Here is a 14,332-nt window from a genome sequence, read left to right on the forward strand (position 1 = left end):
CGGCGGCTGCCCCATCGTGCCGTTTCCGTTTCGCGTCGACGGCCTCGGCGGGGTACAGAAGAGGCGGAAAGCCAGCCGGCCGGCTGTGCGCGGAGCTATGAAGCTCGCGGCCCGGACCAGCGGGCGCATGTAGCGAAGGGTGGCAGTGGTCATGGCGAAGACCCGATCTTGTTCAGCGCTGAACCATTATGTTCAGTCATGAACAAAATACAAGCCCCTTCTGCTTCGCCTGAAGCGCAGGTCCTGCCCTGGGAATTGCCGCGTTTCCGGAATTGGATCGCCGTCGCCCGCGCGCACAGCCTCTGGGAGAAGGTCTTCACCGAGGCCCTGGCGCCGCTCGACATCCAGCTCGCGCATTACGACGTGCTCGCCAATATCTTCCATGTCCCCGGCCTCTCCCAGCAGGCGCTTGCCGAGAAGCTCCTGGTCGGGCGCAGCGCGATGAGCATGCTGCTGCCCGTGCTGGAGAAGCGTGGCCTGATCGAGCGCCGCAATGACGAGACCGATCGGCGCCTGCGCCGCCTCTGGCTCACGCCTGCCGGAGAAGCGCTGACCCGCAAGGCGATGGCGGTCCATGTCGCCGAGATCGAGGCGATGATGCAGGTCTTGAGTGACGAGGAATGCAATGCCGCCGGCGAGGCGATGCGCCGCGTCGGCAAGGCGCTCGAAGCGCGTGGCGGCGCGGCAACGAGCCGCCCCGAAAAGCCGTAAAATCCGGCGCGCTCAGAGCGCCAGGATCACTCCCGCCACCGCGTCGAGCGCGGCGTCCGCATCAGTGCAGGCCTGCGCACCATCCACCGCGGGAGCGCCTTCCAGCAGGAAGACCGGGCGCTTGAACTGCAAGGCGAAAGCGATCTCGGACAAGGTGCCGTAGCCGCCGCCGATCGCGACGAGGCAGCAGGCGGCCCGAGCGATCAGCGCGTTGCGGGCGACGCCGATGCCGGTCGCGAGCGGGACGGTGACGTAGGGATTGGCCGCCTCCGGCTCGTCATCCGGCAGAAGGCCGATCGACAGGCCGCCGGCTTCCGCCACACCGCGGCAGACCTCTTCCATCACCCCGGCACGGCCGCCGCACAAAACGGTGACGCCACGCTCCGCAAGCCGTCGCCCCATCGCAAAGGCGGCGGCTTCCTGCGCAGCGGTCGGCGTGCGCGTCCCGATCACCGCGACGGGCGTCCGCAGCGGCATCCCGCTGTCGCGCTGGAGCCAATGCACGGCGCCGGCCAGAGAGACGGGTTCTCCCCGCCCCGCCGTTGCCGTCGCCTCGCTCCAACGCCGGGTCGCCGGATCGAAGATCCGGCCGCGCCCGTCGAGCAATTGCCCGTTCTCGCGATCGAGGCGCAGTTGCAGCTCGTGAGCCACGGCTCAGGCCGGCTTCTTCTCCTCGCCGAAAGCGGAGATGCCGCCATGCTTGGCAGACCAGCTCGCCGGGTCGTTCAGGAAGCTCTCGACCTCGGCCAGGATCTTCGGCTCGAAATGACCGCTCTCCTTGGCCACGGCCAGCACGTCCCACCAGGTGGTGAGATAGTGCAGGTTGACGCCGATCTCGGCCATCAGCTCGCGGCTCTTCGGGAAGATGTCGTAGTAGAACAGCACGAAGCAGTGCTGCACGTCGGCGCCGGCATTGCGCAGCGCCTCGGCGAAATTGACCTTGCTGCGGCCGTCGGTGGCGAGATCCTCGACCAGCAGGGTGCGCGCGCCCTCGACGACCGAGCCCTCGATCTGGGCATTGCGCCCGAAGCCCTTCGGCTTCTTGCGAACATACTGCATCGGCAGCGACAGCCGATCGGAAATCCAGGCGGCGAAGGGAATGCCCGCGGTTTCGCCGCCGGCGATGATGTCGAGCGACTCGTAGCCGATATCGCGCACGATCGTCGTCGCCGCGAAATCGATCAGCGTCGAGCGCAGGCGCGGATAGGAGATGATCTTGCGGCAGTCGATATAGACCGGGCTGGCCCACCCCGAGGTGAAGAAGAAGGGCTTGTCGCTGTAGAAGTGCACAGCCTTGATTTCGAGCAGCATCTTGGCCGCTTCGCGCGCGATCACGGTCCTGTCGGTGGGGGTGAACAGGTGGGACATGGCGCGGTCTCTCCGGGCTGAGCGACGCCGCTCGCCGGGAACGGCAAGGGCGCAAGGGCTGGTCGAATTGGCAAACGGTCTCTTCTGATCGCCTCGGCCCGGCAGGTCAATCCCTCTAACCGGCGATTTTCACCGCGATCTGCAACCCTGTTCCGCTGCATCACCCTCCAGCCGCCAGCCGGACCGCAGGATGACCCCGGCGTTCCCGAAAAACGCTCATGACAGGGTTTCCCACGACATCCACAGGCTGGGACGCGGACGCTCATTGCGCCGACCCAGGCCGCATGAGATGCCAAACGATCTGAATATGGGCGACGCCATGCCGCATCGCCGCTCCGCTGGGCTTGGCCGGAGCAGACAAGGGGCTTTCATCATGAGCGATCTTCAAGCGGCAGCCGCCGCACCAACGGAAGTGGACGGCAAGGCGCGGAAGGCCTTGTGGGGTGCGGCGATCGGCTATGCGATGGACGGGTTCGACCTGCTGATCCTGGGCTTCATGCTGCGGGCGATCTCGGCCGACCTCCAGCTCAGCCAGGCCCAGGCCGCCTCGCTGGTCACCGCGACGCTGGTCGGCGCCGTGCTCGGCGGCATCGGCTTCGGCATGCTGTCGGACCGCATCGGCCGGGTCCGGGTGCTGACCTGGACGATCGTCCTCTTCGCCGTCTTCACCGGCATGTGCGCCTTGGCGCAGGGCTACTGGGACCTGCTGATCTACCGCACCATCGCCGGCCTCGGGCTCGGCGGCGAGTTCGGCATCGGCATGGCGCTGGTCGCCGAGGCCTGGCCGGCCTCGAAGCGGGCGCGCGCCTCCTCCTATGTCGGCCTCGGCTGGCAGGTCGGCGTGCTCGCCGCAGCCATCGCCACCCCGATCCTGCTGCCCACGATCGGCTGGCGCGGCATGTTCGCGATCGGCATCCTGCCGGCGGTCGCGGCCTATTTCATCCGCCACTCCCTGCACGAGCCCGAGGTCTTCGTCGCCCGCTCCAAGGACCGGCCGAAGGAATCGGCCCTGCGCCTCTTGGTCAAGGACCGCGAAACCACCAAGCTCAGCCTCGGCATGGTCATCCTCTGCTCGGTCCAGAACTTCGGCTATTACGGCGTGATGATCTGGCTGCCGAACTATCTCGCCACCCGGTTCGGCTTCGCGCTCACCCAGTCGGCGGTGTGGACCGCGGTGACCATCGGCGGCATGGCGCTCGGCATCTTCGCCTTCGGCCATATCGCCGACCGCATCGGCCGGCGCCCCGCCTTCTTCGGCTACATGATCGGCGCCGCCGTGATGGTCGTGGTCTATTCGCGGTTGACCGATCCGATGCAATTGCTGGTCGCCGGCGCGGTGATGGGCTTCTTCGTCAACGGCATGCTCGGCGGTTATGGCGCACTGATCAGCGAGCTCTTCCCGACGGCGGCCCGCGCCACCGCCCAGAACGTGCTGTTCAACATCGGCCGCGGCGTCGGCGGCTTCGGCCCGGTCGTGGTCGGCGCCATCGCGGCGGCTTACGGCTTCCAGACCGCCATCGCGCTGCTCGCCGCCCTCTACATCCTCGACCTCCTCGCCATGTGGCTCCTCATCCCCGAGAAGCGCGGCGCCGAGTTGACGTGAACGCGTAGAGCTTCGAAAACACCTGCAGAGGGCGCCAGACGGCGCCCTCTTGCGTTTGAAGCCTTGCGGTTTCCGGCAAATCGAAGAATTACAGCCCAAAAAGCAAAAAGCGCCGGAAGATCCGACGCTTGCATGCTTCTCAAGCCTTGAGATTGTCTGGAGCGGGCGAAGGGATTCGAACCCTCGACCCCAACCTTGGCAAGGTTGTGCTCTACCCCTGAGCTACACCCGCATCCGAGACAGTCGCGCCGTGTTGGCGGCGCGGCCGGGTTATTGCCCCAAAGCGCCGCGAAGCGCAAGCACCCGGCGAAAGTTTTTTTGCCGCCTTCCCCGAAATCCGGGATTATCCCCTCCCGCCTTGCTGCCGGCGCCCTGCAAGGCTAGGCATCCAGGAGCCGTGCCAGCCACCCCGGCAAGCCTTACGCTTTTATCCCGAACCCTGCCGATCGCCCAGCCATGACCGCGCCCGTCACGCCCGACCAGCTCTGCGCCTATCTCACCGAGAAAGGCATTGCCTTCCACCGCACGGACCACCCGGCTGTGTTCACCGTCGCCGAGACCGCGCCGCATCGCGACGCGATGACCGGTCATCACACCAAGAACCTGTTCCTCAAGGACAAGAAGGGGCGGATCTTCCTCGTCTCGGCCGAAGCGCATGCGCGCATCGACCTCAAGCGCCTGCACGAGCGGATCGGCGCCAGTGGGCGGCTCTCCTTCGGCTCGGCCGAGCTCCTGATGGAGAAGCTCGGCGTCACGCCGGGCTCCGTCACCGCCTTCGCCGTGATCAATGATCGCGCGGGCGAGGTGACCATGGTGCTGGACGCCGTTCTGACGACCGGCGAGGACGTCAATTTCCATCCGCTGATCAACACGGCGACGCTGCGGGTCAGCAAGGACGATCTGCTGGCCTTCTTCCGGAGCACGGGCCACGAGCCGCTGATCGTCGATTTGCCCGTCCCGCCTGATGGACAGAACGGCTGAAGCACCCCATCTATGAGGCAACCGCGCGGACGGCCGCATCGGCACGCCTGCGCCTCTACGAAACATCACGAAGGACGACCCATGCTGGTCAATGGCGAGGCGGCCGGGCAACCCGGCCTGATCAAGGACACCACGACCCAGGGCTTCCGCGAGGACGTCATCGCCGAATCGATGAACCAGCCGGTTCTGATCGATTTCTGGGCGCCCTGGTGCGGGCCTTGCAAGCAGCTCACGCCCGTCATCGAGAAGGTGGTCAAGGCCGCCGGCGGCAAGGTCAAGCTCGTCAAGATGAATATCGACGAGCACCCGCAGATCCCCGGCCAGCTCGGCATCCAGTCGATTCCCGCCGTCATCGCCTTCAAACAGGGCCAGCCCATCGACGGCTTCATGGGCGCCCAGCCCGAGAGCCAGATCAAGGTCTTCATCGAGCGCCTGGTCGGCCCGATGGGTCCGGGCGAGACCGCCGAGCTGATCGAGGCCGCCGTGGCCGCCATCGCGGCCGGCGACCCCGCCGGTGCGAGTGAGCTCTATGCCGGCGTGCTCGAGATCGAGCCCGACAACCTCGCCGCCATCGCAGGACTGGCGCGGCTGCATCTCGACAGCGGCGATATCGAGGGCGCCAAGGGCATCCTCGGCACGGCGCCGCAGGACAAGGCGGCCGATCCGGCGATCACGGCCGTGCGCGCCGCGATCGAGCTCGCCGAACAGGCCGCCTCGCTCGGCGACATCGCCGAGCTCGAAGCGAAGGTTGCGGCCAACCCGAAAGATCACCAGGCTCGCTTCGATCTCGCGCTGGCGCTCAGCGCCCGTGACAAGCGGGAGGAGGCGGTCGACCATCTCGTCGCCATCATCAGGGCCGACAGGAAGTGGAACGATGACGGCGCGCGCAAGCAGCTCCTTCAGTTCTTCGAGGCCTGGGGCCCGATGGACGAGGCGAGCGTCACCGGGCGCCGCAAGCTTTCGACCCTGCTGTTCTCCTGACCGGCGATAAGGACAAGGCGCGCATGGGCATGAACGCCGTCTATGAGGGAGCCAAGGATTGCCCGACGGCGATCCCGCTTTTTCCCCTGGGTGGCGCCCTGCTCCTGCCGCGCGGCCAGATGCCGCTCAACATCTTCGAGCCGCGCTACCTCGCCATGATCGACGATGCGCTGAGGGGCGAGCGCGTCATCGGCATCATCCAGCCCGAGCCGGAAACCGGGCGGCAGCCCGAGATCCCGCCGCTGCTGAAGGTCGGCTGCCTCGGCCGCATCACTCAGTTCTCCGAGACCGGCGACGGCCGCTACATCATCACCCTGACCGGCATCAGCCGCTTCCGGCTGCTCGACGAATTGTCGGTCACCACGCCCTATCGCCAGGGCCGCGTCGGCTATGACGCCTTCGCCTCCGATTTCGTCGCCCGCTCGGGCGAGGAGGAGGTGGACCGCAAGGGCCTGCTCAAGGCGCTCAGGGACTTCGCCAAGGCCAACGACCTCAAGATCGACTGGAAGGGCGTCAACGAGGCGCCCAACGAGGCCCTGGTCAACGCGCTCTCGATGATGTGCCCGTTCGGGCCGCGCGAGAAGCAGGCCTTGCTGGAGGCGCAGACGCTGAAGGACCGCGCCGAGGTGCTGGTCGCGATCACCGAGATCGAGCTCGCCCGCGGCGGCGGCGATCCGGACACGACCCTGCAGTGACGCCAGCGACGCCGCCTGCCGAAGCACCGCCCACCGTCTGGCCGCCGCGCCGCGCGGTCACCGCCTGGCTGTTCTTTGACTGGTCGGCGCAGCCCTTCTTCACGCTGATCACCACCTTCGTCTTCGCGCCCTTCTTCGCCTCGGCGCTGGCCAGGGACGCCGCCGACGGCCAGGCGCTCTGGGGCTATGCGACGGGCTTCGCCGGGCTGTGCATCGCCCTGCTCTCGCCCCTGCTCGGCGGCATCGCGGACCGGACCGGGCCGCGCAAACCCTGGATCGCTGCCTTCGGCGCGCTCCTGGTCATCGGCGCGGGAATGCTCTGGTTCGCCGTGCCGGGGGCACCGACCGCGGTGCCGATCGCGCTCGCCGGCTTCGTCATCGCGACTGTGGGGGCCGAATTCGCCACCACCTTCAACAATGCGATGATGACGCGGCTGGTGCCCCCGGAGCGCCTCGGCTGGCTTTCGGGCACCGGCTGGGCGATCGGCTATCTCGGCGGGCTGCTCTCGCTCGCGATCACGCTCGGCCTGCTCGCCGCCGATCCGCAGACCGGCAAGACGCTCATCGGCATCGCGCCGATCCTCGGGCTCGATGCCGCCGCCCGCGAGGGCGATCGCTTCTCCGGCCCGCTCACCGCGCTTTGGTTCATCGTCTTCGTCACGCCGATGTTCCTGCTCACGCCGGATTCCAGCAAGACGGGTCTGAGCCTCTCAGAGGCCGCCAAGGGCGGCGTCGGCCGGCTCAGAGATACGCTCGCCGAATTGCCGAAACTGCCTTCGCTCGGCCGTTTCCTGCTCGCCAACATGATCTACCAGGACGCGCTGGTCGCGCTCTTCGCCTTCGGCGGCATCTATGCGGCCGGCGTCTTCGGCTGGCAGACGATCGAGCTCGGCATCTTCGGCATCCTGCTCACCGTCACCGGCACGCTCGGAGCCTGGCTCGGCGGCAAGCTCGACGATGCGATCGGCGGCAAGCCGGTCGTGCTTGGTTCGATCGCCTGCCTGCTCTTCGCCTGTATCGGCATCCTCTCGCTGAGTGCCGACCATATCCTGTTCGTGATTCCGGCTGCGCCGCCAGTGGCCGACGACGGCCTGTTCGCCTCGCTGCCGGAGCGGGTCTATCTCGGCCTCGGCCTGCTGATCGGCCTCGTCGCCGGGCCGATGCAGGCAGCCTCGCGCAGCCTGATGGCGCGGCTCGCGCCCGAGGGGCGCATCGGCGAGTTCTTCGGGCTCTTCGCCCTCTCGGGAAAGGTCACATCCTTCATGGGGCCGACGCTGGTCGCGCTCGCGACGACGATCTTCGCCAGTCAGCGGGCGGGATTGGCCGTGCTGATCGTGTTCTTTCTGGCGGGCGCAGCGCTGCTGGCGGGCGTGAAGGTCGTCCGCAAGTCATAGGGTGTCATCCCACAGCGCACGGGATGACACCCTTCAAATGGCGCCTGTCACCGAACCAGGATGTTCCGGAACTGCCAGGGATCGCTGGTGTCGATATCCTCCGGGAACAGCCCTGGACGGCCATCGAGCGGTGTCCAGTCGGTGTAGTAGCCCTTCACCGGCCCGAGATAGGGCCGCTGAATCTCGAGGCAGCGATTGAAATCGAGCTCCTCGACCTCGACGATCCCCGCACGCGGATTCTCCAGCGCCCAGACCATGCCGGCGAGCACCGAGGAGGTCACCTGCAGGCCGGTCGCGGTCTGGTAGGGCGCGAGCGAGCGCGCCTCCTCGGTCGAGAGCTGCGAGCCGAACCAGTAGGCGCCCTTCTCGTGGCCGTAGAGCAGCACGCCGAGCTCGTCGATGCCGTCGACGACCTCCTTCTCCTCGAGGATATGGTGCTCCTCCTGCGGGCGGCCGGCATTGCCGAACATCTCGTGCAGCGAGAGCACGGCATCGTTCGCCGGATGATAGGCGTAGTGGCAGGTCGGCCGGAAGACGGCCTTGCCGGCCTCGTCGCGCACTGTGAAATAGTCCGCGATCGAGATCGACTCGTTATGCGTCACGAGGAAGCCGTACTGCGCGCCCGGCGTCGGGCACCAGCTCCGGACCTTGGTCTCGGCGCCAGCCTGCATCAGGTAGATCGCCGCCTGCGAGCCGGTCTCGTGGCCATGGGCGTTCGCCGGCATCCACTTCTCATGGGTGCCCCAGCCGAGTTCGGCCGGCTGCACGGCTTCCGCGATGAAGCCTTCGACCGACCAGGTGTTGACGAAGACGCCCGGCGGCTTGGGGTTCTTCGAACGCTGCGTGTCGCGCTCGGCGATATGGATGCCCTTGACGCCGACGCGCTGCATCAGCGCCGCCCATTCCTCGCGGGTGTTCGGCTGCGTCGCGTTGAGACGCATATCGGCGGCGAGGTTGGTCAGCGCCCGCTTCACCAGCGAGGAGACCATGCCGGGATTGGCGCCGCAGCAGGAGACGGCCGTCGGCGTGCCGGTCGGGCGCGCCCGCTTGGCAGCGAGCGTCATCTCGCGCAGCGCATAGTTCGAGCGCTCGGCCGGGCCCTTGCTCTCGTCGAAATAGAAGCCGAGCCAAGGCTCGTTGACCGTGTCGATATAAAGCGCGCCGAGACTGGAGCAGAACTCCATGATGTCGCGCGAGCCGGTGTCGCAGGAGAGATTGACGCAAAAACCCTGTCCGCCGCCGGCGGTCAGCAGCGGCTCCAGCATCGTCTTGTAGTTCTCGATGGTGACGGCTTCCTGGATGAAGCGGATGCCGCGCTCGTCGAGGAGGTGGCGATTGGAATCATCGGGAGCAATGACGACGAAGCGGCTCTTGTCGAACTTGAAGTGCCGTTCGAGCAGCGGCAGCGTACCGCGGCCGATCGAGCCGAAACCGATCATCACGATCGGGCCGGTGATCTCGCCGTAGACGGGCCAATTCGTCATTCTCTGTAACTCCTGGGTTCTGGGGGTAAAAAAGCTCAAAAGGGTCGTATGGGCGCAAAATCGCGCCGTCAATCGCCGGGGACGCCTCCCATGCGGGTGAAACGCATGGAAAGCGCCGGGCGATGACGGCGCGATGACGATGGGTCGGAAGGGTCAGGCGGCCCGCGCCACCTCGTCCGCTTCGAAGGCTGCGGGGATGGCAACGCCGGTGGCGACTAGCACGCCGCGCGCGTGATCAAGTGCGCCCTCGCGCAGTTCGATCGCGAGAAAACGCTCGCGCTCGACCGGGCCAGGCATGGCGAGATCGCGCGTCAGCGCCGGATCGAAGCCGAAGCGGGCGTAGTAGGGCGCATCGCCGACGAGGATGACGGCGCCATGCCCACGGCAGGCCGCCCGCCAGAGCGCCTCGCGCATCATCGCCTTGCCGAGCCCCTCACCCTGCAGCTCCGGCTTGACCGCGAGCGGGCCGAGCAGCAGCGCCGGCACGCCATTGGCTTCCACATGCCAAAGGCGGACCGTCGCGAGCAGTTCGCCGGCACGCTCGGCCGTCAGGGCCAGGCCCTGCGCCGGCAGGCGGCCCTCGCGCAGGCGCTCGCTCGACTTGGCGGTGCGGCGCTCGCCCAGGCAACGGTCGAGCAGCGCCTCGCGGGCGGGAATGTCGTTGGCGACCTCGTCGCGGATCGTGATCATGACGCACCTCCGGCCGGAGCGCCCATCCTCATGGGCCTACCCGGCGCCACGCTCGCGCGCGGCCACAATGGAACGATGTGGGGAAGAGGGGTCCGGCGGGAGCCACGCCCATACCTCCGTTCTGGAGATACGAACGCTCCACCCGACTTAGCGTCGGACAGCCTGCCTTGCGGCAGGGCGCTTCGCCGGACCCGATTGGATCAGGAGGGAACTCGCGTTCCCTCCGACGTCAGATGACGTACTGCTTCAGCGGCGGGAAGCCGTTGAAGGCGACCGCCGAATAGGTCGTCGTATAGGCGCCCGTGCCCTCGATCAGCACCTTGTCGCCGATCTCCAGCGAGAAGGGCAGCATGTACGGGGTCTTCTCGTACATGACGTCGACCGAGTCGCAGGTCGGGCCGGCGAGCACGCACGGGACGGTCGCATCGCCATCGCGCACGGTGCGGATGGGGTAGCGGATCGCCTCGTCCATGGTCTCGGCGAGACCGTTGAACTTGCCGATATCGAGATAGACCCAGCGGACTTCATCCGACTCGGCCTTCTTCGAGATCAGCACGACCTCGGCCTCGATCAGGCCGGCTTCGCCGACCATGCCGCGGCCCGGCTCGATGATCGTCTCGGGCAGCTGGTTGCCGAAATGCTTCGACAGCGCCCGGAAGATCGCATCGCCATAGGACGGCACGCCCGGAATCGGCTTCAGGTAACGCGCCGGGAAACCGCCGCCGAGATTGACCATCGACAGGCCGATGCCGCGGGTGGCGCATTCCTTGAAGATCGCCGAGGCCGAGGCCAGGGCCGAATCCCAGGCGTTCACGTTCGCCTGCTGCGAGCCGACATGGAACGAAATGCCATAGGCCAGGAGGCCCATGCGATGGCCGTGCTCGAGCACGTCCGCGGCCATTTCGGGCACGCAGCCGAACTTGCGCGAGAGCGGCCAGTCGGCGCCGGCACCGTCGCAGAGGATGCGGCAGAAGATGCGCGCGCCCTTGGTGCCGGTCTTCTCGGCGGAACGGGCGACCTTCTCGACCTCGGCCGTGCAGTCGACGGCGAACAGGCGCACGCCGAGCTCCATGGCGCGCACGACGTCGCGCTCCTTCTTGATGGTGTTGCCGAAGGAGATGCGGTCAGCCGTGGCGCCGGCGGCGAGCGCGAGCTCGATCTCGACGACCGAAGCGCAGTCGAAGCAGGAGCCGAGACGGGCCAGCAGCGCGAGCACCTCCGGCGCCGGGTTGGCCTTCACCGCGTAGAAGACGCGGGTGTCGGGCAGCGCACGGGCGAAGGCATGATAGTTCTCGCGCACGACATCGGTGTCGATGACGACGCAGGGCCCGTCCTCACGTCGGGTACGAAGAAACTCACGGATGCGGTCGGTCATGAGACGCGACTCCCCTACGACGCAAGCGGCGTCGATGCGATGTATCGCCGGAGTGAATCGTCGCTGTCGCGCGGCGCTGTGGAGACGCCTGCTACAACGGACGAGCCGTCCGGACCCGAAACACCGTTCGATTGGGGAAGACCCCGCACGGCCGGCAATGAAGGACAAGCCTCTTCGGTGCCGGCCTGTGGAAAGCCGGCGAGACCAAAAAAGCCCGCTCCGTCGTTGCTTTAAGCTGCGTCCCCCGTGGAGATTCGGGGTTCGCCGGTTTTGCCTCCGGCTGCCGGTCTGTGTCGGGGAACAATCTCCTTGCGGAGACTGGGAGGCGTGATTTGAGGGATGTCCATCCCCTCCATCCGTCCTCCAACCCCTGGCGGCTGTCCGGCCTCTTGTCCGGATGCCCACCGACCAGCACGCGGCCACAGGCACGTGCGAATTGGGTGAACGCGATATACGGACGCTCGCCCCCGACCACAAGTGTTTTATGCGCCCGGAGCCGCATTTTTTTGCAAGGCCGATCCGCGTCCGTTCGGGGACGGGTTAACCGGAAAAAGCCCTTCGCCGGCTATGAGTTAGTCGCGCTTCTCGCAGAAGCGGACTCTGTTGCCGAACGGGTCGGGCACTTCGAGCGTCCGGCCGCCCGGTCCCTCCTCCTGGATACCGGGCTTGGAATAGGTGTAGCGCTTCCCGATCAGCTCGGCGCGATAGGCATCGACGCCCTCCATCCAGACGAAGACGGTCGAGCCCGGGCTGGCATCGCCATGATGCTCGGAGAGATGGAGCTGCAGGCCGGAGCGCGACACCTGCATATAGAGCGGCATGTTCGGCCCGAAGCGATGGTCCCAGTCCATCGCGAAGCCAAGGAAGCCGAGATAGAACTCCTTCGCCTTGGCCTCGTCGAAGATCCGGAGGATCGGAATCCCCATCTGGAGGCGAACCGCCTCCGCCGGCTTCTCTGGCGGCGCCGCGGGCGCGCCCTCGCCAATCTTCGCCGCGAGCACGTTCCAGTCGTCATAGCCGAACTGGCGCGCCACGATCTCGAGGGTCTCGGCGTGGGAAAGCGGCACCTGCCGGGCGGCCATGGTGTCGCGCAGGCTCCTGGCCATCAGCTTCGCATCGCGAAAGCTACGCATCGTCGTGATCCTTTTCGCTGCGGACGGTCGTGATCGGGGCTCGCCTTGCCGATATCCGTCCACGAGTCGATCGGGATCAGGATGGGCCTCATCTGGATGCGTTCACCTTGCCCTTTCGGGGCGCGAGCGGCTGGCCGCATCCGGCCGGCCGCAAAGGTTGCGGGATGTTCATCTCCTGTCAATGGCGGATGCCCTAGACCGGCCCCATTTGATGGCCTTAAGTCTCGGCTGCCGCAGATGTTTCGCGAGCCGCGCGAGGGAACACGGACCACTTATGACCACGACAGATCGCCGCCGCGTCCTGGGCGGACTTTCAGCCGCGCTCTGCCTCTCGGTGGCGCCCTCCGTCCTCATGGCCCAGCAGCCCCAGCCTCAGCAGCAGGGCCCGCAGCCACCGCCGGCTCCGCAGAACGCCGCGCCGCAGCCCCGCTTCGGCTTCGAGGACGTGCAGCGCCGCGCCCGCGAGATCTCCGCGGTCCCCTACGAGCCGATCGCTCCCTTGCCGGAGGCGCTGGCGAAGCTCGACTACGATTCCTGGCGCGACATCCGCTTCCGGCCGGAACGGGCCCTGCTGGCGCAGAACGGCTCGCCCTTCCGCATGCAGATGTTCCATCCGGGCTTCCTCTTCACCCGGCCGGTCACGGTCAACGTCGTGCGCGACGGCGTGCCGATGCCGGTGCCCTATGCGGCAAACCTGTTCGACTACGGCCGGGTCAAGTTCGACAAGCCGCTGCCGGTCAATCTCGGCTTCGCCGGCTTCCGCCTGCATTATCCGCTCAACGACCCCCGCGTTTTCGACGAATTGATCTCCTTCATCGGCGCGAGCTATTTCCGGGTGCTCGGCCGCGGCCAGCGTTACGGCCTCTCGGCGCGCGGCCTGGCGATCGGCGCCGGCACGACAGCCGAGGAATTCCCGGTTTTTCGCGAGTTCTGGATCGAGCAGCCGGCAGCCAATGCCGAGCGCATCATCATCCACACCCTGCTCGATTCGCCGGCCGTGACCGGCGCCTATCGCTTCACCATCTATCCCGATCTCGATACCGTCATGGAGGTCGCCGCGACCCTCTATCCGCGCGCACCCATCGAGAAGCTCGGCCTCGCGCCGCTGACCTCGATGTTCTTCACCGGCGAGAACGACCGCCGTTTCTTCGACGATTTCCGCAGCGAGCTGCATGATTCCGACGGGCTGATGATCCATTCCAGCAGCGGCGAATGGATCTGGCGCCCGCTGCGCAATCCGAAGCAGCAGGCCGTCTCCTCCTTCGTCGAGCGCAACCTGCGCGGCTTCGGCCTGATGCAGCGCGACCGCACCTTCGAACACTACCAGGACCTCGACCTCTCCTATGAGTTGAGGCCGTCCTACTGGATCGAGCCTCAGGGTGACTGGGGCGAGGGCGTCGTCGAACTGATCGAGATGCCGACGACCGACGAGACCAACGACAATATCGTCGCGCTCTGGGCGCCGAAGACGCCGCTGGAGCCCGGCAAGGAGTTCTCCTTCGGCTACAAGCTGATCTCGATGCTCGATTCCAGTGACCTGCATCCGGGCGGGCGTGTCGTCAACACCTACCAGGCCAAGCCCAAGGCGCTGGGCTCCGGCGAGCCGGTCACCGACGGCTCGCGCCGCTTCATCATCGACTTCGCCGGCGGCGATCTCGACTACCATCTCAAGCAGCCCGAGAAGGTCGAGATCGTGCCCTCGATCGCCTATGGCCGGATCGACCGCGCCTTCATCGTGCCGAACCGCAAGACCGAGGGCTTCCGCGCTTTCATCGACGTCGTGGTCGAGCCCGGCCAGCTCGCCGAGATGCGCGCCTTCCTGCGCAGCGGTGGCAAGGCGCTCACCGAAACCTGGAGCTATCCCTGGCGCGCTGAAGCGCAAGGGTAACTCCACAAGGCTGACCTGAAGGAGCGATC

13 protein-coding genes and 1 tRNA gene are annotated in these 14,332 nt (G+C 66.9%); 7 read left to right on the plus strand and 7 right to left on the minus strand.

The annotated features are described in order from the left end of the window. The first annotated feature begins 198 nt into the window (after positions 1 to 198). On the plus strand, positions 199 to 711 hold the full coding sequence (locus FHT98_RS10850; RefSeq protein ID WP_142114022.1) for a MarR family winged helix-turn-helix transcriptional regulator: 513 nt from the start codon (positions 199 to 201) through the stop codon (positions 709 to 711). Between the two features lie 12 nt (positions 712 to 723). Here FHT98_RS10850 and FHT98_RS10855 read toward each other — a convergent pair whose 3' ends face one another. Both FHT98_RS10855 and FHT98_RS10860 read right to left on the minus strand, forming a co-directional pair. After that, the gene (locus tag FHT98_RS10855) at positions 724 to 1,362 is read right to left on the minus strand and encodes a TIGR00725 family protein (RefSeq protein ID WP_210244359.1); all 639 of its coding nucleotides are present in this window, start codon (positions 1,360 to 1,362) and stop codon (positions 724 to 726) included. A gap of 3 nt (positions 1,363 to 1,365) precedes the next feature. After that, positions 1,366 to 2,079 (minus strand): orotate phosphoribosyltransferase, encoded by a 714-nt coding sequence (locus FHT98_RS10860; RefSeq protein ID WP_061965910.1) that lies wholly within the window; start codon positions 2,077 to 2,079, stop codon positions 1,366 to 1,368. Between the two features lie 373 nt (positions 2,080 to 2,452). On the opposite strand from FHT98_RS10860, the gene FHT98_RS10865 reads away from it, so the two are divergent. Then, positions 2,453 to 3,682 (plus strand): MFS transporter, encoded by a 1,230-nt coding sequence (locus FHT98_RS10865; RefSeq protein WP_142114023.1) that lies wholly within the window; start codon positions 2,453 to 2,455, stop codon positions 3,680 to 3,682. Positions 3,683 to 3,839: 157 nt separating this feature from the next. Here the strand turns inward: FHT98_RS10865 and FHT98_RS10870 are convergent. After that, a tRNA-Gly gene (locus FHT98_RS10870) sits at positions 3,840 to 3,914 on the minus strand. 224 nt (positions 3,915 to 4,138) lie between these two features. On the opposite strand from FHT98_RS10870, the gene FHT98_RS10875 reads away from it, so the two are divergent. From FHT98_RS10875 to FHT98_RS10890, 4 genes are all read left to right on the plus strand, one after another. Then, positions 4,139 to 4,663 (plus strand): prolyl-tRNA synthetase associated domain-containing protein, encoded by a 525-nt coding sequence (locus FHT98_RS10875; RefSeq protein ID WP_142114024.1) that lies wholly within the window; start codon positions 4,139 to 4,141, stop codon positions 4,661 to 4,663. An 81-nt stretch (positions 4,664 to 4,744) separates the two neighbouring features. Continuing rightward, on the plus strand, positions 4,745 to 5,644 hold the full coding sequence (trxA, locus tag FHT98_RS10880) for a thioredoxin (RefSeq protein WP_142114025.1): 900 nt from the start codon (positions 4,745 to 4,747) through the stop codon (positions 5,642 to 5,644). Between the two features lie 23 nt (positions 5,645 to 5,667). After that, positions 5,668 to 6,339 (plus strand): LON peptidase substrate-binding domain-containing protein, encoded by a 672-nt coding sequence (locus FHT98_RS10885; protein ID WP_142114026.1) that lies wholly within the window; start codon positions 5,668 to 5,670, stop codon positions 6,337 to 6,339. Further along, the gene (locus tag FHT98_RS10890) at positions 6,336 to 7,733 is read left to right on the plus strand and encodes an MFS transporter (RefSeq protein WP_142114027.1); all 1,398 of its coding nucleotides are present in this window, start codon (positions 6,336 to 6,338) and stop codon (positions 7,731 to 7,733) included. The genes FHT98_RS10885 and FHT98_RS10890 overlap by 4 nt, the downstream gene beginning before the upstream one ends. A 47-nt stretch (positions 7,734 to 7,780) precedes the next feature. On the opposite strand, the gene FHT98_RS10895 is transcribed toward FHT98_RS10890, so the two are convergent. From FHT98_RS10895 to FHT98_RS10910, 4 genes are all read right to left on the minus strand, one after another. Then, positions 7,781 to 9,217 (minus strand): homospermidine synthase, encoded by a 1,437-nt coding sequence (locus FHT98_RS10895; protein WP_142114028.1) that lies wholly within the window; start codon positions 9,215 to 9,217, stop codon positions 7,781 to 7,783. A gap of 153 nt (positions 9,218 to 9,370) precedes the next feature. Then, complete coding sequence (locus FHT98_RS10900; RefSeq protein ID WP_142114029.1) at positions 9,371 to 9,907, minus strand: GNAT family N-acetyltransferase; 537 nt, start codon at positions 9,905 to 9,907, stop codon at positions 9,371 to 9,373. Positions 9,908 to 10,136: 229 nt separating this feature from the next. Further along, positions 10,137 to 11,282 carry a type III PLP-dependent enzyme gene (locus FHT98_RS10905; RefSeq protein ID WP_142114030.1) on the minus strand — a complete coding sequence of 382 codons (1,146 nt, stop codon included), beginning with the start codon at positions 11,280 to 11,282 and terminating at the stop codon, positions 10,137 to 10,139. Between the two features lie 572 nt (positions 11,283 to 11,854). Then, positions 11,855 to 12,415: a glyoxalase superfamily protein gene (locus FHT98_RS10910; RefSeq protein WP_142114031.1), complete on the minus strand. Its 561-nt coding sequence runs from the start codon at positions 12,413 to 12,415 to the stop codon at positions 11,855 to 11,857. 274 nt (positions 12,416 to 12,689) lie between these two features. On the opposite strand from FHT98_RS10910, the gene FHT98_RS10915 reads away from it, so the two are divergent. Further along, positions 12,690 to 14,303 (plus strand): OpgD/OpgG family glucan biosynthesis protein, encoded by a 1,614-nt coding sequence (locus FHT98_RS10915; RefSeq protein WP_091861655.1) that lies wholly within the window; start codon positions 12,690 to 12,692, stop codon positions 14,301 to 14,303. Positions 14,304 to 14,332: the final 29 nt, after the last annotated feature.

The organism is Allobosea sp. AK1, assembly GCF_006714945.1.
Lineage (GTDB): Bacteria > Pseudomonadota > Alphaproteobacteria > Rhizobiales > Beijerinckiaceae > Allobosea > Allobosea robiniae.